The sequence below is a fragment of the Bartonella bovis 91-4 genome, assembly GCF_000384965.1.
GTDB classification, from domain to species: domain Bacteria; phylum Pseudomonadota; class Alphaproteobacteria; order Rhizobiales; family Rhizobiaceae; genus Bartonella; species Bartonella bovis.
This window is the reverse complement of record NZ_CM001844.1, coordinates 211,449-234,045: the sequence shown is the minus strand read 5'-3', so window position 1 is coordinate 234,045 and position 22,597 is coordinate 211,449. Positions and strand designations below refer to the sequence as shown.

Genomic DNA, 22,597 nt, shown 5'->3' with positions numbered 1-22,597 from the left:
TCTCCTCCTATAAGACTGACACCGTAACCTCCATTAAAAGCCACCGATCCCCTTGTGCATTATCAGCTTCCCACTTATCACCTCTACCCCCTTATCAACCTTTGAAATATCCACCTCCTTCATCATCACCGCTCCCGTCCCCGTTGCATACACCCCGTACCTTCATCACCAGGTCCTGTAATACTGACATCATCTAACAAAGCCTGCCCCCTTGTGAGACTGACACCACGCTCTCCCATAAACCCAATCTCTCCTCCCTCCATATGAACAACCCCATCTTCGACACTCACCCCCTTATAGACATCCCTTAAACTTGTATCAACCAACCACACCGCACCTCCATTAGTCGCCTCTACCCCCGTCCCAACATTTGACATCTCCCCCCCTTTTATCGCCACTGTTCCCATGAGCGCCTTTACCGCCACCTCTGTCTCATGATCTTGACCTGTAATGTTAACATCCTTTAAAGCAGCATTTCCCCCTATGAGACTGACACCGTGACCTCCATTAAAAGCCACCGACCCCTTGTGCATCATCAGATTCCCACTTATCACCTCTACCCCCTTCTCAACCTCTGAAATCCGCACCTCCTTCATCATCACCGCTCCCACCCCACTCTGCACATACACCCCCGTACCCTTATTACTAGGTCCCGTAATTCTAACATTCTTTAAAGCAGCAATGCTCTTTGTGAGATAAACCCCGTAATCTCCTTTAAACTCCATCGATCCTCCCTCCATACGAACAATACCTTCTGTAATCGTCATCCCCTTATGAACATCTCTTATATTTGTCTTGTAGAGATCGATCCTTCCCTCATTAAGCTTGATACCTGTTTTTCCTGTTCTATTTCCCTTGATAGTGACCGCTATTAAAGCAGCCCCACCTTTCTTGAGATAAACCCCATAATCTCCTGTAAACCCAATTTCCCCTCCAAACATACGGACAATACCTTCTGAAACAGTCATGCCTTTATCAACATTGATATAATTTGGCTTAATCAACACGACATGGCCTTTTTGTGTTACACTCATCCCCTGCCCATAACCATTTCCATCGATTTTGATACCCTCAGCGATAACTGTCCCATCCACAACCTTAATGAAGTCAGCTGTAGGACTGCTACCCGTATAAATCATTCTGACATCTTTTAAAACGCCACCACCCTGGTTAAGACTGATACCATACTCTCCCATAAACCCAATTGACCCTCCTTTCATCGCTAGTATCCCCCCCTTCGCCTCCACCCCCTCACTAACATTTGAAATCCGCACCTCCTCCATCGTCACCGCTTTCGCCCCCGTTGCATACACCCCCGTCCCCTTTCCACTCCCACTCCCTGTAATCTCCGCCCCCGTAATATTAGCCGTCACCTCACCCCCCACCCCTATCCCATAATTCCTTGTCCCCCCACTCGTAAACGTAATCCTCGTCCCCTCATTCACCATCAACCTCCCACCTCCCGTCATAGTTATCCCCGTCTGCACTTCTGAAATCGTCCCCCCATTCACCGTCAGATTCCCATTCTTCATCCACACCCCCATTTTAACATTTGAAATATTCACATTGGTCATCGTCATCTCCCCGCCCCTCCTTTATCACCCCCACCTTCCCCTTTCCACTCCCCTCTCCTGTAACCCTCGTTCCCGTAATATTAGCCGTCGCTGTTCCCCACACCCCTATCCCATAATTCTTCTCTCCACCCTTAAACGTAATCTCCCCATTCTTCACCGTCAACGTCCCCGTCCCTTTCATCAATACCCCCATTGCGACCTCTGAAATATCCACCCCATCCAACGTCACCGCTTTCGCCCCCATCGCATATACCCCCAACTCAACATTTGAAATCGATCCCCTCTCCATCTCCAACATCTTCCCCCCCATAACCACCCCCATCCCCTGTCCATCTGTCCCCCTAATCGTCACACTCGTCAAAGTAGCACTCTCCACCAATTTCCCCACCATCACCCCATACCCCCCTTCCTCTCCCATAAACCCAATCTCCCCCTTGGTCATCGTCAACGTCCCACCCCCTTTCACCCATACCCCCTCACTAACATCCTTAATCGTCACATTATCCATCATCAACGTCCCCGTGCCACCCTCCACATATACCCCCGTCCCATTTCCATTCATTCCCTTAATCGCCACATTTGTCAAAGTAGCACTTGTCACCCCATTCTTCACCTTCACCCCATAATTCTCCATCCCACTATTCGTAAACTCAATCCTCGTCCCATCCTTTATCACCAACGTCCCCGCTGTTGCCTCTACCCCCATTGCTACATTTGAAATCGTCACCCTCTCCATCGTCATCTCCCCCGTCCCCCCCATAACCACCCCCGTTCCCATGTCCACTCCCACCCCCCTCAATCGTCACACTCGTCAAAGTAGCACTTGTCACCGCACTCCCCACCTTCACCCCATAATTCTCCATCCCACTATTCGTAAACTCAATCGATCCCCCCTTTATCTCCAACCTCCCCGCCGTTGCCTCCACCCCCATTGCAACATTTGAAATCCCCACACTAGTCAAAGTCATCCCCCCCTCACCCTCCTTTATCACCCCCGTTCCCTTTCCACTCCCACCCCCCACAATCCTTACATCCGTCAAACTAGCACTTGTCACCCCACTCTCAACCTTCACCCCCTGCCCACTTCCCGTAAACGTAATCCTCGTCCCCTCATTCACCGTCAACGTCCCATTAGTTGCTTCCACCCCCACCTTAACCCCTGAAATATTCACATTTGTCAAACTAGCATTTGTCACCGCACCCCCCACATACACCCCCTTATCAACATTTGAAATCTCCCCATTGGTCATCTTCAACATCTTCCCCTCCATCCACACCCCCTTACCCGTCGCCCCACCCCCCTTAATCGTCACATCCGTCAAATCAGCACTCGCCCCACTCCCCACCCTCACCCCATAATTCCCGGCCCCACTCGTAAACGTAATCGTCGAGTGCCCCTTTATCGTCAAATTCCCCGCTGTCGCCTCCACCCCCATTGCTACATTTGAAATTGACCCCCCACTTATCGTCATCTCCCTCCCATTCATCAACACCCCCTTCCCCCCACTCGTCCCCATAATCGTCACACCCATCAAACTAGCACTCTTCACCGATTCACCCACCTTCACCCCGTGATCTCCCTTAAACGTAATCTTCGCATTATTGTTCACCATCAACGTCCCACTTCCTGACATAGTTATCCCCGTCTGCACCCCTGTCATCTCCCCCCCACTTACCGTCAGATTCCCACTTGTCACCTGTATCCCCGTCTGCACCTCTGAAATATTCACCATATTCATCGTCATCGTCCCACCCGTCCCCTCCATCCACACCCCCTTACCCCCACTCGTCCCCATAATCGCCACACCCATCAAATTAGCCGTCGCCCCATTCTCAACCTTCACCCCCCAATTCCCGTTCCCACCCTCAAACGTAACCGTCCCCCCCATCATATTCAACGTCCCAGCCTGCACCTCTACCCCCACCTTAACCTTTGAAATATCCACATTAGTCATCGTCATCTTCGTCCCACCCATAATCACCCCCTTACCCTCCCTATTTCCACTCGTCCCCATAATCCTTACATCCGTCAAACTAGCACTCTCCACCCCACTCCCCACCCTCACCCCCCAATTCCCCCTCTCACTCTCAAACGTCACCGTTCCCCCATCATCACCAACTTCCCCGCTGTCATATCCACCCCCTTTTTGAACCCCGACACCTCTACCTTAGTCAACTCCATCACCCCCGTCCCCTGCATACTCACCCCCGTCCCCCCACTCCCCTTAATCTTCAACCTCATCACATCAGCATTTCCCGACCCCTCCATCTGTATCCCACTCCCACTTCCATTAACAGTCATCGTCCTCCCCACTCCCATCACAGTAGCCTTCCCCGCCCCATCCCCCGTAATTTGTATCCCCGCTCCACCAACACTATTAAAAGCCACATCCCCCATCATATTTACCATCCCCCCATCATTAATTTTCACCTTCATCCCCTCAATCCCCTTCACCCCCTTCTCAAAAACAACCATCCCCCCATTCTTCACCTGTACCCTCTCAAACCCCGTCAACTTCCCCTTCAACGTAACAGAAGACCCTTGACCCTCAACCGCTATCACCTTCTGCATCCCCCCCGTCACCCCCTTAACATCAACATCCTCATCCAACGTCAGCTGTCCTTTATTAAGCACCTTAATCACCGGCTTTTGATCACTCCCCTTCCCCCCCGACCCCGTAACCGTTATCTTCTTTATTATCGTAATATTCGTCCCCGACCCCGTTACCGTCACAGCAGACTTACCAGGGTCCTTATCCATATTTATCTTTATCTCACCACCACCACTACTATTCAGCGTCTTTGTCCCACTGCTACTATCACACACAATCGGCTTATTATCATTTTTAACAGTACCAACACCACCACCACTCCCACAATTATGTGCTTGAGCATACGCCTTTGAAGTATGAGACGTTATAAGGGAAAGCCCAGCCATAAGAGCGGTTGAGACAACACATAAATAAACATGATGCTTAAAAACACAACGCATAACCATAACCCACATGTTCCCCTTTAACCTGTCAGGTTAAAAGAGACTAAACTATTCTAAAAAAAAGAAAACTAAAACTAAACCATACTAAAATGGCTTAAACCCCATAAAATCCTCCCAACTCTAACCCTTACCTAAAAACACCATACCCTAATATAAAACACTCTCAACACCCACAAAGCTAAAACACACATCTTCAAACAACAAACAAAACACACATAAAATCAAAACATCAAACAAAGCGCCTAGACATTAAACCATGACCTAAACCCATAAACAAAAAAAAATCTCTAAAACTAATAAATACGCTAAAATATACAAAATCTAAAATATATAAAAAACAAACACCTCCAAGTGGTGATATAATATCTACTGAAATTTCTTGTAAATTCCATGGATTGTGCGATCACAGTAAATGCATTTTTTTAGGTTATCAAACCATAATACGTTATACTAAGCCTTGATGTGTTTGAGCTTCTTTGATGCTTCTTCTATAAATATAAACTATAAATTTCGTTGATAAATTGGTACCATACAAACTTAGCAATAAGCATAACGCACTCTTTAACAACGTCTATTGCAATTAAAACTACTTTAACACTATTTGCCACTTCTTTATTATTGGTATACCCAAAAAATACTAGCTACAATACTATGCTCTCCATCAAGCAATAACTAAAAGCATAAACTTAACCAATACTGCAAATGGTATAAATTACTTTACACAACATGCAATTTCTTTAAAAAAGGCATCTTATAATATCTTACAATATGTTTATATCTTATAGTACTCTTAACAGAAAATCCCATATTACAAATAAACTGTGCTTTATTTTAACATTAAAAAGCAAAAGTGTGTGAGCTGGATCCGCTATTGCTAAATCATTCTCACAACCTCTAGATATCATTCGCTTTACATAAGAAACTGCCTTTGATGAAACAGAAAAACACTATTTTGAGCCAAGACTCTTAACTTATAATTCCTCGTATGCTGCATTACTTACACAACTCTTACAAAACTCCTTCGCACAAAATTCATCACAAATAGGTCGGTAAAGTTGCAAACACAACTCATTAATGGCTTTTCGTAAAGCTTCAATACGTTAATCTGTCTCTTCTTTAGTTGTAAAAGCGCTTAAAAGATCATACCGAATATTGTATTTGGCCTTATCAATGATCTTATTTAATGACGCATGGACTAATCTATGACTTGCATAAAAAAGGACATGAATTTGCCCCGCATCGGCAATCTCATCAATCGCCGATGGATTTTATTAAGCACCTTAAAAAAACCTTAGAATTTTATAGCGTAAACAACCGTTGTATTAACAAGGCGTATTTCTAATCCGCCTGTTGAAGAAATCGTGGCATTATGTGTATGTACCTCTGCCGAGACAGCATTCCATGTTTTTTCGTTAATATAAATTGGGGGTCCTGGAACCAACCGTACGCGCCGACGTGTATACTAAACGTTTATGCCCATACATATGTGCCCCTGCTGATTGAACGGTGCATGTATGTGTATGTGCTTTAAAGCTATCTTGTTGCTTTTAGGCAAATTTTCTACCTTGATCTATACCGCGCCCATCATCAAAACCGCGTAAAAACATCCCCCTAAAATCGGGCACTTTAAAAGTGGTATCGCTGTTTGTCCCCCAATGTTCACCTATTGCCTTGAATAACCGAAGATATTTTTTCGCTCATAGCTTGCACCATCACATATAAGCTAACCGCTTGATAGTGTTTGCATAGCAAATGTTGCAATAAACCCAGGTGAAAAAATTTTTATCTTGGCAGGTGTTTTAAGAGTTGGGCTTAATAAATACCAACTATCAAACTTCCTTGTTAAGGTGTTGTTATATAGATAAGCTCATAAACAACCCTTTTGTAGTTCACCATCTTCTAAGGAGTATAATACCCGCATCACTCATTTTATAAACAGGCCTCCCATTTAAGCTATTGACGGTTATTGTTGTCGCACCAACATTTGTGTCGCTTGCCCTAAAACGTATAAAAATATCATTCTTATATTCTGTGATGGGAGAAACTGTATTGAGTGTAATTGATGTCGTTTTTCCTTCACTATTGACGATAAGCTCGAAATTAATAGGACTACCATTATAAACACACAAACTTGCCAAAACTCAATTAACTAAATAAGTTAACCTTTTTCCGCTTAGAAAAACGATATTTTAGTGCAAACTGATTAAAAAAACTCTATTTTATGGAGTTTTTTCATAATCTGATCTTATAAACATTAGAATTTATAAGCTACACCAACGCGAAAATTATTAGCTTCGTAATTACGTTCAACTCCACCTTTTGCAAATTTCTTTTTACCAAAATCTGAATAACGGTATTCTGTGCGCAAAATAATATTATCAATCATTGCAAAGTCAACACCAGCACCCAAAATATAACCAATCATTGTCCTTGTTTCTCTCACCGTGTCATTCACTATTTGACCTTGTTCTTCGCTCAACCTCAATAAGACACCTTGAAGCTGTGTATAAGAAATACCACCAGCGATATAAGGCATAACACGACCACCAAAACCAATACGTACCCGCGTAGCACCAACCCATTTCTGTTTTAAAGTATGATTATAAGTCGCAAATTTAATTCCTGAAACAGCATTCTCATTATAATCCTTAACAATACTACAACCAAAAGTAGCAACCATCCCTTCACAATCTTTTATTATACTTTCATTTTTTAACTCTTCATTTGCACCATAATTGTCTATATTAATAGTCTTTATGTCCTTTTTACCAGACAAAACTATATCCGTATCAACACCTAAAATAAAACCGTTGCTGAGATCAACATTAAAACCTGCATAAAAACCTCCAACAACCCCCGAAAGTTTAGGCATAAAATCTTTTCTAATCAAAGCCCATTTTTCAATATTACCATTCTCTAAATAATTTGAACTTAGATCAGTCTTGCTCGAAAAAACACCAAACTGACCACCAAAATAAAAACCTGTCCAAGAAAAAGCAGGAACAACAATAACTGATGGCACAACAGACATTGATTCTTGAGGAATTGTACTATTTTCTGCTTGTACCACAGAAGGTGCGAGCAAAACAAAAACAGACACTGTCATTAGATATTTCATATACATAAACCTCCTCTTTAGCTACGATAACTCTAACAAATAGTCTCCCACTAATCTTCAAAAGAACTGTAATAAAAATAATACAAGTATAAGTAGAAATGAAATTTCACAGAAACTAAAACAACAAGTTTCTTTCACAAATCAAAGAAAAGTACTAAGCACCTTAACACTTTATACTTGCCTAAAACTTATCTGTGATATCAATTCAGTGTGATAAATAAATTTCACACTCAACTTATCTGTATGTGGATTTATGCTCTTGCGTAAATTTGTGTAATCTGCGTAGAGAGAAGGCTTTACATTGTTAAATGTTACCTTTACCTTTTACAGGTCGTAATGTAAATTGTTTGTGATTTATGTATCTTGTTCAATATGTTGCCAATTATCTTATTCAAAAAGAAAAAATGATGAATTTTACTTAGCGCCCTTTCAGGGCTATAGTGACACAATCACTCAACGCACAAAAAACTGAATATCATTTAATAGTGATTTGCAATCGCTACTAGGAAAAATTCTCTTAATATTAAATATAATAAGACCTGAGGAATTTACTCACACTTCTTCTATATAGAAAAAATACACTTTGATTTCCGGCCTAAAAATCATGAACTAATTTGCCACTCACGTATAAGAACGATATATTTAAAATATTAATACAAAAAAGCATTAGCACTTTTTCAGATGTTAAAAACAAAGATATAAAATTACACTTTGTTCTAAAAATTATATTTTCTTGTTTTTAATTAACCTTCTTTCCAAGAACATGAACATAACACGCTTTTGTGTTAATCAACTCTTATAGTTAATTGACTAAATTTTCACGTGTAATTTCTTTTATTGTACGAGCACCAATCAATGTCATAGCCACTCGCATTTCTTTAGCAAAAAGATCAAGAAGATGAGCAACCCCTTTCTCACCTGTCGCGGCAAGCGCATAAGCAAAAGCACGGCCAATCATAACGGCATCTGCCCCTTGTGCCACCATGCGTACAACATCAAGGCCAGAGCGAACGCCAGAGTCAGCTAAAATAGTCAAATCACCTCTTACAGCCTCTGCAATTGCTGGCAACGCCCGCACAGTTGACAACACTCCATCAAGTTGACGCCCACCATGATTAGAAACAACAATACCATCAGCACCAAATTGCACTGCTTCACGCGCATCCTGTGGATCAAGGATACCTTTCAGAATTATTTTTCCTTTCCAAAAATCCCGAATCCATTCTAAATCACACCAAGCAATCGATGAATCAAAATTTTCATCGAGCCAGCCAATATAGTCTTCTAATTTAATTTTCTTGTGAAGATAAGTGGAAACATTTCCAAGATCATGCGGACGCCCCATAACACCAACATTCCAAGCCCAATGAGGATGAACAACAGCTTGTAACACACGGCGTAACCCAGCATAAGGCCCAGACATCCCCGAATGAGCATCACGATAACGTGCACCAGGAACCGGCATATCAACCGTAAAAACTAATGTGCGTACACCAGCTGCCCAAGATCGCTCTAACACATCACGCATAAACCCACGATCTTTGAGAACATAAAGTTGAAACCAAAATGCATTTCCAACTGCTGCCTGTACTTCTGCAATAGAGCAAACTGAAACAGAAGATAAAGTAAAAGGAATACCTTTTGCAACAGCCGCGCGTGCAGCTTTCACCTCACCACGACGTGCATACATGCCAGTTAACCCAACAGGCGCAAGCACAATCGGCATATTTAGTATTTGATCAAAAATCTGCGTTGAAAGATCAACCTCTCCAACTTGCTTAAGAATCCGTTGACGCAATGTAAGTGCATGAAGATCTCTGCAATTACGATGCATTGTTTCCTCAGCATAAGCACCACCATCAATATAGTGAAATAAAAAAGGAGGAAGCCGACGCTTTGCCGCTTTGCGATAATCAAAAGTCGAAGAAATAATCACAGCAATACCTTTTTTATGTACGAATACCCTCTTTCTATATGTGAAATGCCAAAGCTGTTTCCTTAAAAAATGAACTTTTTATATATTTCACCAAAATCTATATTTCTAAATTCATTTAAAATGCTTAGACAGTCTTAATCCTTGTGCTTGATAATGTGAACCGATATCATACCCATAAAGAAATGACGGCCGATTTAGCATACGCTCATACACCAAACGACCGATCATTTGACCATGCTCTAAGATAAATGGAACCTCATGGCTACGTACTTCTAAAACTGCCCTAGCTCCTTTTCCACCTGCCTGTGTATGCCCAAATCCTGGATCAAAAAAACCTGCATAGTGTACTCTAAACTCACCAACTAAGGGATTAAACGGTGTCATTTCAGCAGCATAAAGCGGTGGAACATGGATAGATTCTTGTGAAACTAAAATATAAAACTCATCAGGGTCAAGAACCAATTCCATTTTACCACAATCATAAATAGGTTCCCAAAAATCTAAAACATTAGCAACAGCACATTGATCAATATCAATAACACTCGTATGATGTTTACCACGATAACCTACAAGCCCGTCTTCATTTCCTTTCAAATTAACAGAAAGCCCAATGCCATCGTCGCTAATATTGGGAAAATCATCCGATATAAGGGTTTCATTTTTATGCAAAGCATGCAACTCAATTCCATTTAAATAACTTTGTCCCTTACGAAACCGAAGCTGTGATAAACGCGAACCTGTACGTACTAAAATCGGAAATGTACGTGGGCTAATTTCAAGATAAAGTGGACCATGATAACTTGTATAAATTTTATCAAATTCTTGAGCATTATCTGTAATCACACGTGTAAAAACATCTAACCGTCCTGTAGAGCTTTTAGGATTAGCAACCGCAGAAAAAATATTTGGCAAATCCAAACTTTCCAAAAGGGGAACAATATAAACACAACCTGTTTCTAAAACTGCCCCATCTTGTAAATCAAATTCATGCAATTTTAATCGTTCAAGCTTATCAAAAACTTTTGTATCCGGCCCTGGCATAAAGGAAGCACGTATACGATATGCTTTTTTTCCCAAACGTAAATCAATACTTGCAGGCTGTATTTGATCGGTATCAAATGAACAAATAGTTTTAAGAACGTTACTATCAATTAAAGCTCGTATATCACTATCTGCGAGAATACCGCTCGTGCACACCATATATCCTGCCTTTCATTTTTTTTGCCTCTTTTTGACCTAGATCATTAGTTATCATCAGCTTTGTTTAAGGGTAATAAACTCATTTTTTACCGATGTATTCAACGAGTTTATAATCACAATTAATATAATTTAAAATTATAAAGATAGAACAGTCTTTGGTAAAGTATGATCTAAGAATCAAAATCTTGAACATTCCAATTATGTGCTATTCTCTCCATGGGAAGTCAACAAAATCATTCTTAGAAATATTTTCAGTCTATCTCAGTCTTAGATAGTGAGTAAATATTTTGTACTCTTTCTATACAGCAAAAACGAATCTTGTTAAATTAAACTATGATTATACGTCATCTCAGTGAAACTATTATTAACCAAATTGCCGCCGGTGAAGTTATTGAACGGCCAGCTAATGTTGTCAAAGAACTTGTTGAAAATGCTATTGATGCAGGAGCAACTCGTATCGAAATTGTTACAGCAAACGGTGGAAAAAACCTTATAAAAGTAAGTGATAATGGCTGTGGTATCCCTCAAGATCAATTAACTTTAGCGATTTCTCGTCATTGTACATCTAAACTTGTCGATGATGTACATAATATTTGTTTTCTTGGTTTTAGAGGGGAAGCTTTACCCTCTATTGGTTCTGTTGCTAAACTTAAACTCATTTCACGAACACAAGATGCTGATAGTGCTGCTGAAATTACCGTTACAGCAGGAAAAATTGAAGGACCAAAACCCGCTGCAGCTAATTCTGGAACTACTGTTGAAGTTCGTGACTTATTCTTTGTGACACCAGCGCGATTAAAATTCATGAAAACTGATAGTGCTGAAATGAGTGCTATTACAGATATGATTAAACGAATTGCTATTGCATTCCCACATATCCGCTTTTCTCTTTCTGGTAAAGATCGAACTTTCATAGAATTACCTGCAGTTGAAAATAATACCCAAGGGCAATTAGAGCGTATTACACAGATTATGGGAAAAGAATTTGGCTCCAATAGCATTACACTCAATGCTGAGCGTGAAGGAACTCGTTTAACTGGTTTTGCCTGTTTGCCATCCTTCAATCGTGGTAATAGCCTTCATCAATTTGTCTATGTTAATGGGCGTCCAGTGCGTGATAAATTTTTATGGGGAGCAATTCGGGGAGCCTACGCCGATGTCATCGCTCGAAATCGCCATGCTGTATCCATTCTTTTTATTGATTTGCCAACTGCTGATGTAGATGTCAATGTGCACCCAGCAAAAGCTGATGTAAGATTCCGTGATCCTGGCTTAATTCGCGGATTAATTATTGGAGCCATTCATGAAGCATTACGTCAAACTGGTATTCGCCCCACTTCAACAGGTTCTAAAGCAATGCTAGCTGCATTTCAAAGACAATCATTCAAAACTTTTAGGAGCCCTCATCAGCCTTTTTCTTATAGCCCGCAACCACATCATGTTACACCAGAAACTACACCAAGAACTCTACCAGCAGATCATAAACCAGTAGATATTCCTGACTCTTCTAGTTTTAGAGAAAATATAACCCCAATGATAGAGTATGTAAACACACCCAGTAGTGACATAGGTGCTATAACTCATCCCCCCACATCAGAAGAATTACACTATCCATTAGGAGCCGCAAAAACACAAATTCATAAAAACTATATTGTCGCTCAAACCAAAAATAGTTTGATTATTGTAGACCAGCATGCTGCTCATGAAAGATTGGTTTATGAAGCCCTTAAAAATGCACTTTACTCCAAACCATTGCCTTCACAACTATTACTTATTCCTGAAATTGTAGAACTTTCTGAAGAAGATGCAGCGTGTCTTTTAGTGCATAAAGATGTTTTGCAGAAGTTTGGCTTAGGAATTGAAGCATTTGGATCAGGAGCAATTGTAGTGCGTGAAACACCTACCATGTTAGGGGAAATCAATGCACATGCTCTTATCAAAGATCTTGTTGATGAAGCAGCTGAGTATGATACCACAGATAATTTAAAAGCAATGCTCAATCATGTTGCAGCAACCATGGCCTGTCATAGCTCAATACGTTCAGGACGTGTTTTGCATCCTAAAGAGATGAATGCTCTTTTACGACAAATGGAAGCAACGCCTAATTCAAGCACATGCAATCATGGCCGCCCTACTTATATTGAGCTTAAATTAGCTGATATAGAACGTCTTTTTGGAAGAAAATAAATCTCGTTCATTATTCTAACTAAAAAAATATTTTAATTTACTCTCGACTTTATAAAGCATCTTATGGCACTTTACATGCCTTATTAAGAATAAAAGGTCTATAAAGAATGTTTTCTAATAATGAATGTGAAGCAACTATTCAATATTCTAGTAATGGATACAAAATTGTAAAATATGGAACTTATACTCTTTGTGCTGTAAGCGGACAAAAAATTCCCATAGATGACCTAAAATACTGGAATCATCATCGTCAAGAAGCATATGCTAGTTGTGAATTGTCTTATCGTCGTGAACTTGAATGCAACCCACATCTTCGCCAATTATTAAAAATAGCGAATGAAAACCTGTAAAGCAGAAACTGGTGCCTTTAAATATAGATTAAAAAGAATGCTTGCGTTTTCTAAAACGGGCCATCACCTCTTCAAGCAACATATGGCAAAAGTCTGTTTGAATAAAATCGACTTCAACATCAAATACGATAAGATTTTTTAACTCCTTTTGCAAGCCATTCGCTTGTATACGAATATAATCTTTAGCAGTTGTAGCTAGCCACAAATTATGAATTTTGGCCTTTTGCACAAGATTCTTTAGATCCGTGCTGGTAAAAAAATAGTGATCTGGATAAGAATGCGTTTGCATAACATAACCAGACATTTCCTTAATGGATTCGAAAAATTTATCTGGATTGCCAATACCTGCAAACGCCAAAAAAGATTTTCCAGTAACCTCATCAGCAACTACGGGTTTAAGACGAGCATAATACAAAGATTTTCCAGAACCTGCTACCAAAAAAGCCACATCATTATGAGAAGCAGCGTGACCAATGATTAAAACACTATCCATCAAAGAAAATTGAGTTTCTAATGGTGCACGCAAGGGCCCTGCTGGGAAAACAGCCCCATTTCCAAAACCGCGCATTGCATCTACTACAAGTAATGCATAATCCATATAAAGGCGACGACTTTGAAACCCATCATCCATTAAAATAAGGTCACAGCCTTCTTCTTTAAGGCGTTGTGCCGCTGCGTAACGATCAGGTGACACTGCAACCAAAGCATAACGTGCAAGTAAAAGCGGTTCATCCCCAACATCATGTGCATTGTCATATTTTTCATTAATGAGACGTACACCTTTAGCCCTTCCTCCATAACCACGTGATACAATACCAGGAATAAAACCAAGCTCTTTGGCTACTTTAGCAAAAGCAATCACAACAGGCGTTTTGCCTGCTCCACCTAATGTAAAATTACCAATACACAAAACTGGCAAATCAATAACAGAAGGCCGTCTTTTCATACGATGACGTGAAAAATAGCCATAAACTCTAGCAACTGGTGTAAATAAAAAACGTAAAATACTTTTATTTTTCCACCAAAAATGGGGAGCTTTAATAAGCATACCCACCCCGACACTGGCTTAAACTTGTCTGTATTACAAGTGGCTGCAAAAATGGATCAAGAATCTTTAATGTGCGCTCAAGTGCACCTGCCATATTTGTTGCTATTTCATAAGCTTTATTAACCATTTCTTGCCGAAATGTTTCATCTGTTAAAAGCTTCTGTACTTGAAGTGCAAGTTGCGCAGTATCTTCAACTACACAAGCTGCATCATGAGATAAAAAATGTTCAAATATATCTCGGAAATTTGCGACATGAGGCCCTGTCAAAATAGCTACACCAAGCAAAGCCAATTCCAATGGATTATGACCACCGTAACCACATAACGATTTACCAATGAAAGCAACTTTCGATAAACGAAGAAAAAGCCCCACTTCTCCAATTGTATCTCCCAACAAAATATCTGTATTTGCATCTGGAACAGCATGGCTGCTTCTACGAATAAAACGTAAGCCTTTATCACTACATGCCTTGATAATATCTTCTGAACGCTCAGGATGACGTGGAACAACAATTGTTAATAAATCTGGCCAATAATTTTTAAGAACTTTATGAACCTCAAAAACTATCTTCTCTTCCCCTTCATGGGTTGAAATAGCAGCCCAAACTGGACGATTTCCAATAGCATTACAATAACGTGTAAGCAACGATTGATTTATAATCGGAACAACATCAGTTTTAAGATTACCAGAAAGTGCAACAGACTTTACCCCAAGTGCGCGGTAATAAGCTACATCCTTGTCACTTTGACAAATAACCATATCAATATGTTTAAAAATGTGCTGAGCAAAGGGTAACCATTTCTGCCACGCTTTAAAAGAATGTTCAGACATACGCGCATTAATTAGGATTTGTGGAATGCGCATTTTGGCAAGTGTTTTTATACGTAAAGGCCAGATTTCTGATTCACAAATCAATACTAAATCAGGTTTCCAATTGCCTATAAAACGACGTATAGCCGGTTCTAAATCCAGTGGGGCATATTGATGAATTAACCGACTACCAAAATGACTTTTCACAAGAGTAGAAGATGTCACAGTACTTGTTGTCAACAATACATTAATTTTTAAAGATAAAATATAATTAATAAGTGGGAAAAGAGAAAGTGTTTCTCCAATACTGGCCGCATGAAACCAAATCAATGGACTTTGAGGACGCACTTGATGACTTTTACCCAAACGTTCTTTCTGACGGCCCCGCTCTTCTTTTCCACACATAGTACGACAAAATAAATAAAAGGGTACTATAGGACGTGAGCAAAAACCAACTGCCCGATAAATTGAAAGAGTTAACCGTGCTTTTAATTCTATCATCTTCAATAAACCTTATTCACCTATTGCAAGACGATTATAAGCTTCATCTGTCAAGCGATTCATTATATCTGTTAATTGCATGCGTTTTTCTTCTAGCAAAATATCACTTGCATCTTTGGAAACAAAAAATGCCTCCCCAACAAGAACAATTGAACGCCCAAAGGGCAGTGGAATTGCAGTTTTATCCCACGTTTTTTCAAGAATTTTCTCTTTTGAAAAAGCGTATACACAAGGAATAATAGGACGACCAGATAATTTGGCTAATAAAATAATTCCTCTTCCAGCTTCACGTGCTTTTTTATGCGAGATATCCGCAATCATAGCTGCCGTTTTTCCAGATTTAAGAGCGTTTTTTAGCGTTAAAAACGCTTGTGCCCCCCTTTTATTTACGTGATGTGTTTGGTCTCTTCCCCCTGAACCACGTACAATTTCAAGCCCCAGTTTTTTTGCCAATTGTGCATTTATTTCTGCATCTGCAGAACGAGAAAACATAGCCATAACCACTTCATCTCGAGAACGCAGAAAAGGCGCCATAATATGGCGCCCATGCCAAAATGTGATAATAAATGGATTATAAGCATTATACGTTTTTATAAGATCATCTGAATTTTTTAACCGCGGATTTGTCCAATAAACAAAACGTAAATAATTCACCAATAACCATACAACAAAAACTTGTACAAACCACGTTTTCATCAATGAATGACGATTTTTTCGCCAAAATCGCTTTAAAAGATTATCCTTTTTCTTTTGAATTGTTTCATTCATCTTGATGCCAAATCCAGTCAATTTAATCTGACTGCTCTATTGTAGCCAGAAGATAATATTTGAATACTTATAATTTTTATGTATCACTTATTTCTGGATCAAGAAGTCGATGCAAATGCACAATATAATAACGTTGCAATGCATTATCTACGCTACTTTGCGCCTTTGCCCGCCACGCTGCGTAAGCTGATTGGTAATCTGGAAAAATGCCTACTATATCAAAATCATTAATATTTTTAAATTGATTATCATCAAGATTTTTTAATTCCCCACCAAATACAAGGTGCAATAATTGCTTCTTCTCATTGGTTTTATTCATTACTGCCTCCGTATCATTAAATTTTAGTCTTATGTTCATTTGATTAAACTAACTTTGCTTGACGAACAACATCTATCATATTTTGGCAGCAATTATTTTCACCGGCAATTAAAAAGCCATATTGACAAGGCTCAATTCTATAAAAAATAAACGGTGCATCAAGTGATTTAAAACATCCACCACACTCCTGCAAAATAAGATCAGCAGCAGCAATATCCCAGCCATAACAATTTGGCCGAACCAACACAAAATCAATCTCGCCTTGAGCAACAAGGACAATACGATAGGCAAGAGAAGGAATATAACGAAAAAAACTAACCTGATTTAAAAAATCGCACGGTAACTTTTGAGCAACTGATTGATCAAGAGAAGCTCTATATTTCCGATCAACGTGAGATGACATTAAGCGAGGTAGTTTTACGCCATTTAACGTCGCCCCCTGACCAGCGACAGCAGCATAAACATCACCTTTAGCTGGACACTGCAAAACACTTACAACAGGACGCCCATTTTCAATAATGGCAACCGAAATACACCAATCAACACTGCCAGAAAGAAAACCACGCGTTCCATCAATGGGATCAACCATAAAATAACGTTCATAAACCTGTTGTTTTTCATTATTTTCCATTTCTTCTGAAATCCAACCATAAGTTGGTCGCGCCTCAAGAAGTCGTTTTTTCAAAAAATGATCAACTGCAAAATCCGCCTCACTGACTGGTGAATTGCCATCTTTAATCCAAATTTCTTGCTCATATCCAAAATATTTCATCGCTAAGCTTCCCGCTTCTCGACAAACATCAAGCAAAAGATTAAGATCAGAATGATAATTCGCGTTATTTTCCTGCAAGTGTCATTCCTTCAATTAACAATGTTGGAGAAGCTGTTGCATAACGTCTATCAATATCAGTAGCCGGTGTTAAATGAGCTAACATATGAAGTAAATCAGAGCCCAGAGTTACTTCACTCACTGGATAAACAATTTCACCATTTTCAACCCAAAAACCGGAAGCGCCACGACTATATTGACCAGTAACAAAATCAACCCCATGTCCAAATAATTCTGTAACATAAAAACCATTCCGTAAAGCTTTTATCATATCATGAGACGACACTGAACCCGGTTCAATAGCAAAATTAGTACTCGCTGGTTGAATAAACGATCCGGAACGTACACCGTGCCCATTAGTTTTAAGCCCCAATTCACGAGCTGCTGATGATGAAAGAAGCCAAGTTTTTAAAACACCATTTTCAATAATATTCAATGTTTGCCCTTCTACCCCTTCACCATCAAAAGGACGAGAAGCATTTCCGCGCAATCTTAAAGGTTGATCTGTTACATTGACATCAGGCTTCATCACCCTTGTCCCTTGTAAATTTTGTAGAAGGCTTGTTTTACGAGCAACTGATGCTCCATTAACCATACATGCAATATGCCCAGCAATTTCGCGAGCTACACGTGGATCAAAAATAACATCAATAACCCCCGTAGCTGCACGAATTGCTCCTAAACGCCGAACTGCTCTTGATCCTGCATTTTTGCCAATAACTTCTGCGTCTTCCAAATCAGAAAAATGTAAAGAAGTTGTGTAATCATAATCTCGTTCCATTGCTGTACCTTCACCAGCAAGCGCACTACAAGAACGTGAAAAATAGCTAGAACGATACCCCTCACAAAAACCATTGCTGGTTATAAGAACAAGCCCACTATTGCCGTAAGCTGTTGTAGCACCACTGGAATTGTTGACCCCTTTAACATCAAGAGCTGCTGCTTCCATTTTCAAAGCATCTTCTGTTAAAAAATGACTTTGCGGAACAAAATCATCAAAAAGATCAAGATCCTTAGGATGAGTGACTAAATATCCTTTATCTACAAGACCTTCAAACAAATTATCAGGTGAAGCTTTAGCCATTGCAACAGCACGTTCTGCTAATTCTTCCGGATATGCTGCCAAATTAGCAGAAACACTTGCTAATTTTTTCCCAACAAAAACCCTTAATGTAAAATCATCACTTTCGGAGGCTTCTGTCGATTCAACTTTCCCCAGATGAACCGATACACGAACAGAATGCGAATGAACAATAACAGCATCAGCAGCATCTGCCCCAAAACGCTTCGCCATTTCAATCAATGAAACAGCTTTATCAATTTGTTCTTCGACAGTCATTATAAGCTCCTTAAAATATTTACTATTTACAATGATAAAGCATTAAACAAAATCATACAAAACATCATTTTATATACTCATAGCCAAATTATGCACTATTAATGCACCATTGAACTTTCAATTAATTGAGAAATTTCTCTCTTAGCTTTTTCACGAAAAGGCGCTAAACGTTGTAAAATCTCTTTGGCTTCAAGAAAATCTAAAATATGAATTCCATCAATAGGAGGCCGCAATAAAAGATCCAAATTTGAAAACCGCAAACGCGCTCTAACAAGTGCCTGTTGTCCTATAACACTTGCAGCAATAAGGCTTTCCGCAACTGAAATATGCTTATTTTTATAATCAACTATTGGTGGTCCGATAACATCGACACCAATTGAAAGATCAACTGGTTCAATAAAGCAATCAAAAGGTACCGGATTACAAACCGCCCCATCAACCAATAAAATATGATTGCGCAAAACTGGCTTAAATAAACCAGGAATAGCAGAGGAAGCAGCTAAAGCTGAACGCAAATCTCCTTCTTGAATAACAACCATTTCTGCTGTTTTTAAATCTGTAGCCACAGCACAAAAAGGAATTTTTAAAGCACAAAAATCTCGTGGAAAATTGTATGGTAAAAAACTCTCTAAAATAGACTCCAAATTAAATTGAAAAAAACGCAAACCGCATTCCCATAGCTCTTTCCATGAAAGAGGCATTAAAGACCATAAACGACGCAGAGCATTATTTGAATGAGAAAAAGTTGAAAGGCAATAATCTTCCCAATTAGCTTGTGTCATTCCAGCAGCTAAACCAGCACCCACAATCGAACCAATAGAAGATCCAGCAATAACACTTGGCTTTAAACCCAAATCCTCAAGCGCTCCAATAACCGGAAGATGACCAAAACCACGCGCTCCCCCACTACCAAACGCTAAACCAATTTTCATTTTATTTTGCCTCTTTCACTCTTCGAGTTCTAAGAAAAATATAAAGCAATACCCCCTATGTTTTGCTATCCATATTGATCAATTTTTAATTCTCTAACACTACTAACGTTAGTTCTTTATTTTAAAATTCTCAGTACTTGATCTGACTTGATCAAATATAACAATATTGAATTATATCTTAGTGCATCTGTATATAACTAATCAGTAACCCCCAATCTTATTAATAAAACTTTGCCATAATTTCAGAAAGTGCCTTTATATTTTGGTATCACATAAAACCAACTTATCTCTTATTATCTGATTTCACTTGCTCTACCTTATACCTATCAATTATTTTTTACTTCAATATGGCCAACAACCACTATGCACTTAGGTAAGATTGTTGCCATGGTATATCATTGAAAATAGCGTACTTTTTGGGAGACCGAAAGCACATTTATTTTAGCAGTAATTATTCATCATATCTACGTCTTTATAAACTATTAAAGAAAACGTACTTTATAAAGTAAGGCAATATTCATACATTTACTAATAATTACCACAATATTAAGTTTAGCCCACTAAAAATATAATTCAGAAGTAAACTCATAAAAATTATGATTGTTTTTTAAAATACTCAGATAAATAAATTTAAAGGTGAATATAACCAATCATCATGAAAAATGACTTTTCTCAAATTAAAGATTATGATTGAAGCTTATACATACGTATGACTGTTTCACCATAAAAGCGTTCATCATCTAAACACAATGTATCGGGTAAATTAATAACGGCCCCCTTTGTTTCTTCGAGCACAAAAAGTGCTCCAGCTTTTGCCCACCCACCTTCAAGAACTTTTATAAAAGCTTTTTCACCCAGGCAATAACCATAAGGTGGGTCTGCAAAGATAATATCAAATGGAAGCATTGTTCCAATATTACCAAGTTTAGTAGCATCACGACGCAAAATCCGCCCAATTGTTTGCAATCCAAAAGATTCAATATTTTTCTGAATTAAACCACGCCCTTCAACTGAGTTTTCAACAAAAATAGCAGCTTTTGCACCACGTGAAAGTGCCTCAATACCTAAAGCACCAGTACCAGCAAAAAGGTCAAGAACGCGCTTATTTTCCCAAAATTGTTCTTCTCGGCTAACAAGAATATTAAAAAGACTTTCGCGCGTACGATCACTTGTCGGGCGAATGGATTGACCAAGAGGAGATGATAAAATACGCCCAGCAAATTTACCACCAATAACCCTCACATCAGCCTCCAGACAACTTAGATGTTTTTATTCTATTTCTCACAGGTTTAAATTTGCTTACATTACTACTACAAAACTTACCTTTTCGCTTGCCATCTGAAAAACGCTTATCATAATCGCCCTTGATAACTTTCCCCTTCTTTTTAAAAAGCTGATCTTCCTTGCTAGAAACCCGTGTTGCATCATAAGGTATTTTGCTATGTTTTTTATTAAAATTAACGGATTTCTCTTTTCGTAATTGGCCTTCCAATAATTTCTCTTTACCTGAAAATCTTTTATCAACATAATCACTTGCACGATTATGATAACTGCTTTCATTATAGCAAAATTTCTTACGCTCAACCTGTGGGCGTGCGCCAGGAGCCATCCAAACATTAGAATGACGTGAACGTAGCGGTAATTTTTTTGCTTTACCCATAGATTGTTCATCAGATTTCGTATTCAATCGTGCCCGACGACCTTCACCTTCAGAAAAGCTGCTTTGCTTTTCGTGCCGTGTACCACCATTTACACGAGACACAATCCCACCATCACTTGTTAAAAAAAACTTTTTACTGTTCTGTTTTTTTACAGAAACCACAGAATTTGAAAATGGTTTAAGAATAGGAGAATCAAAATCTGCATTAGCTTGCGCAATCAAACGCTCACCTAATTGATCCCGCAATACCCGACCTCTTAATTCACGAACCGCTCCTTTTTCTAAGTCAGCGAGTTGAAATGGACCATAAGATATACGAATCAAGCGATTAACTGAGAGCCCTAAAGCTCCTAAAACATTCTTAATTTCACGATTTTTTCCTTCACGCAAAGCTACAGAAAGCCATATATTCGACCCCTGCTCACGCTCAATTGATGCTTCAATCGAACCATAAAAAATCCCCTTAATCGCAATACCATTTTTAAGGCTATCAAGCTTACTCTGTTTAATTTTTCCATGGGCACGTACACGATATTTTCGCACCCATCCCGTTATAGGGAGCTCTAATATACGCGCTAAACCACCATCATTAGTCAATAATAAAAGCCCTTCTGTATTAATATCAAGCCGACCTACATATAAAACACGGGGCATTTCTTTCGGCAAATTATCAAACACTGTTGGTCTTCCCTCAGGATCACGGTTGGTTGTAACAAATCCTGCTGGTTTGTGGTAAAGCCATAACCGTGTTCGTTCCACAGGAGGCAAAAATTTGCCATCAACTATAATAACATCAGAACGCGTAACATTAAAAACAGGTGTAGTTATAACTGCCCCATTCACAACAACACGCCCTGCGATAATCATCATTTCTGCATCACGACGCGATGCTACACCAGCACGCGCTAATCTTTTAGCAATCCGCTCACTCTCATTATTTTCATCCATTTTCTTTTTATTTTTCTCGCCCCCAGATCGTTTAGAAAATTTATCACGTGCATCATATCGTTTATTCTGAAAAGAGAGAGTA

21 protein-coding genes are annotated in these 22,597 nt (G+C 39.3%); 2 read left to right on the top strand and 19 right to left on the bottom strand.

The features are described 5' to 3' along the window. Positions 1-125: 125 nt before the first annotated feature. From BBBE_RS00925 to BBBE_RS00895, 10 genes are all read right to left on the bottom strand, one after another. A complete protein-coding gene (locus BBBE_RS00925) occupies positions 126-1,580 on the bottom strand; it encodes a hypothetical protein (RefSeq protein WP_010700754.1) in 1,455 nt (484 codons plus the stop codon). After that, complete coding sequence (locus BBBE_RS00920; protein ID WP_244428359.1) at positions 1,546-2,310, bottom strand: right-handed parallel beta-helix repeat-containing protein; 765 nt, start codon at positions 2,308-2,310, stop codon at positions 1,546-1,548. The genes BBBE_RS00925 and BBBE_RS00920 overlap by 35 nt, the downstream gene beginning before the upstream one ends. After that, positions 2,225-3,673 carry a hypothetical protein gene (locus tag BBBE_RS07485; RefSeq protein WP_010700752.1) on the bottom strand — a complete coding sequence of 483 codons (1,449 nt, stop codon included), beginning with the start codon at positions 3,671-3,673 and terminating at the stop codon, positions 2,225-2,227. Before BBBE_RS07485 ends, BBBE_RS00920 begins: the two co-directional genes overlap by 86 nt. Then, entirely contained in the window at positions 3,670-4,572 is a 903-nt protein-coding gene (locus BBBE_RS07385) for a hypothetical protein (RefSeq protein WP_192812775.1), read from the bottom strand. Before BBBE_RS07385 ends, BBBE_RS07485 begins: the two co-directional genes overlap by 4 nt. 1,288 nt (positions 4,573-5,860) lie before the next feature. After that, positions 5,861-6,010, bottom strand: a complete 150-nt coding sequence (locus BBBE_RS07380; protein WP_192812774.1) for a hypothetical protein — start codon at positions 6,008-6,010, stop codon at positions 5,861-5,863. A gap of 106 nt (positions 6,011-6,116) precedes the next feature. Then, positions 6,117-6,236: a tail fiber protein gene (locus BBBE_RS07630; protein WP_081632661.1), complete on the bottom strand. Its 120-nt coding sequence runs from the start codon at positions 6,234-6,236 to the stop codon at positions 6,117-6,119. Positions 6,237-6,458: 222 nt separating this feature from the next. Then, positions 6,459-6,707: a hypothetical protein gene (locus BBBE_RS07305; protein ID WP_152023172.1), complete on the bottom strand. Its 249-nt coding sequence runs from the start codon at positions 6,705-6,707 to the stop codon at positions 6,459-6,461. A gap of 116 nt (positions 6,708-6,823) precedes the next feature. Then, positions 6,824-7,693, bottom strand: coding sequence for an outer membrane protein (locus BBBE_RS00905; RefSeq protein ID WP_022708593.1), 870 nt, complete (start codon positions 7,691-7,693; stop codon positions 6,824-6,826). Positions 7,694-8,489: 796 nt separating this feature from the next. Further along, complete coding sequence (gene lldD / locus BBBE_RS00900) at positions 8,490-9,623, bottom strand: FMN-dependent L-lactate dehydrogenase LldD (protein ID WP_010700749.1); 1,134 nt, start codon at positions 9,621-9,623, stop codon at positions 8,490-8,492. 111 nt (positions 9,624-9,734) lie between these two features. After that, the gene (locus BBBE_RS00895) at positions 9,735-10,823 is read right to left on the bottom strand and encodes a 2'-deoxycytidine 5'-triphosphate deaminase (protein ID WP_010700748.1); all 1,089 of its coding nucleotides are present in this window, start codon (positions 10,821-10,823) and stop codon (positions 9,735-9,737) included. 333 nt (positions 10,824-11,156) lie between these two features. Here BBBE_RS00895 and mutL point away from each other — a divergent pair, with 333 nt between their 5' ends. Beyond that, positions 11,157-13,010, top strand: coding sequence for a DNA mismatch repair endonuclease MutL (mutL, locus tag BBBE_RS00890; RefSeq protein WP_010700747.1), 1,854 nt, complete (start codon positions 11,157-11,159; stop codon positions 13,008-13,010). Positions 13,011-13,117: 107 nt separating this feature from the next. After that, complete coding sequence (locus BBBE_RS00885; protein ID WP_010700746.1) at positions 13,118-13,360, top strand: DUF2093 domain-containing protein; 243 nt, start codon at positions 13,118-13,120, stop codon at positions 13,358-13,360. A 28-nt stretch (positions 13,361-13,388) separates the two neighbouring features. On the opposite strand, the gene lpxK is transcribed toward BBBE_RS00885, so the two are convergent. From lpxK to BBBE_RS00840, 9 genes are all read right to left on the bottom strand, one after another. Further along, complete coding sequence (lpxK, locus tag BBBE_RS00880; protein ID WP_010700745.1) at positions 13,389-14,408, bottom strand: tetraacyldisaccharide 4'-kinase; 1,020 nt, start codon at positions 14,406-14,408, stop codon at positions 13,389-13,391. Continuing rightward, a complete protein-coding gene (gene waaA / locus BBBE_RS00875) occupies positions 14,398-15,720 on the bottom strand; it encodes a lipid IV(A) 3-deoxy-D-manno-octulosonic acid transferase (protein WP_010700744.1) in 1,323 nt (440 codons plus the stop codon). Before waaA ends, lpxK begins: the two co-directional genes overlap by 11 nt. 12 nt (positions 15,721-15,732) lie before the next feature. Continuing rightward, positions 15,733-16,488: a lysophospholipid acyltransferase family protein gene (locus tag BBBE_RS00870; RefSeq protein ID WP_010700743.1), complete on the bottom strand. Its 756-nt coding sequence runs from the start codon at positions 16,486-16,488 to the stop codon at positions 15,733-15,735. Between the two features lie 76 nt (positions 16,489-16,564). Next, positions 16,565-16,807, bottom strand: coding sequence for a DUF4170 domain-containing protein (locus BBBE_RS00865; protein WP_010700742.1), 243 nt, complete (start codon positions 16,805-16,807; stop codon positions 16,565-16,567). Between the two features lie 43 nt (positions 16,808-16,850). After that, positions 16,851-17,657 (bottom strand): 3'(2'),5'-bisphosphate nucleotidase CysQ, encoded by an 807-nt coding sequence (locus BBBE_RS00860; protein WP_010700741.1) that lies wholly within the window; start codon positions 17,655-17,657, stop codon positions 16,851-16,853. Beyond that, on the bottom strand, positions 17,644-18,975 hold the full coding sequence (locus BBBE_RS00855; RefSeq protein WP_010700740.1) for a TldD/PmbA family protein: 1,332 nt from the start codon (positions 18,973-18,975) through the stop codon (positions 17,644-17,646). Before BBBE_RS00855 ends, BBBE_RS00860 begins: the two co-directional genes overlap by 14 nt. A gap of 98 nt (positions 18,976-19,073) precedes the next feature. Continuing rightward, on the bottom strand, positions 19,074-19,907 hold the full coding sequence (locus tag BBBE_RS00850) for a patatin-like phospholipase family protein (protein ID WP_010700739.1): 834 nt from the start codon (positions 19,905-19,907) through the stop codon (positions 19,074-19,076). A gap of 684 nt (positions 19,908-20,591) precedes the next feature. Further along, positions 20,592-21,149, bottom strand: coding sequence for a 16S rRNA (guanine(966)-N(2))-methyltransferase RsmD (gene rsmD, locus BBBE_RS00845; protein WP_010700738.1), 558 nt, complete (start codon positions 21,147-21,149; stop codon positions 20,592-20,594). Position 21,150: 1 nt separating this feature from the next. Further along, complete coding sequence (locus tag BBBE_RS00840; RefSeq protein ID WP_035464599.1) at positions 21,151-22,515, bottom strand: pseudouridine synthase; 1,365 nt, start codon at positions 22,513-22,515, stop codon at positions 21,151-21,153. Positions 22,516-22,597: the final 82 nt, after the last annotated feature.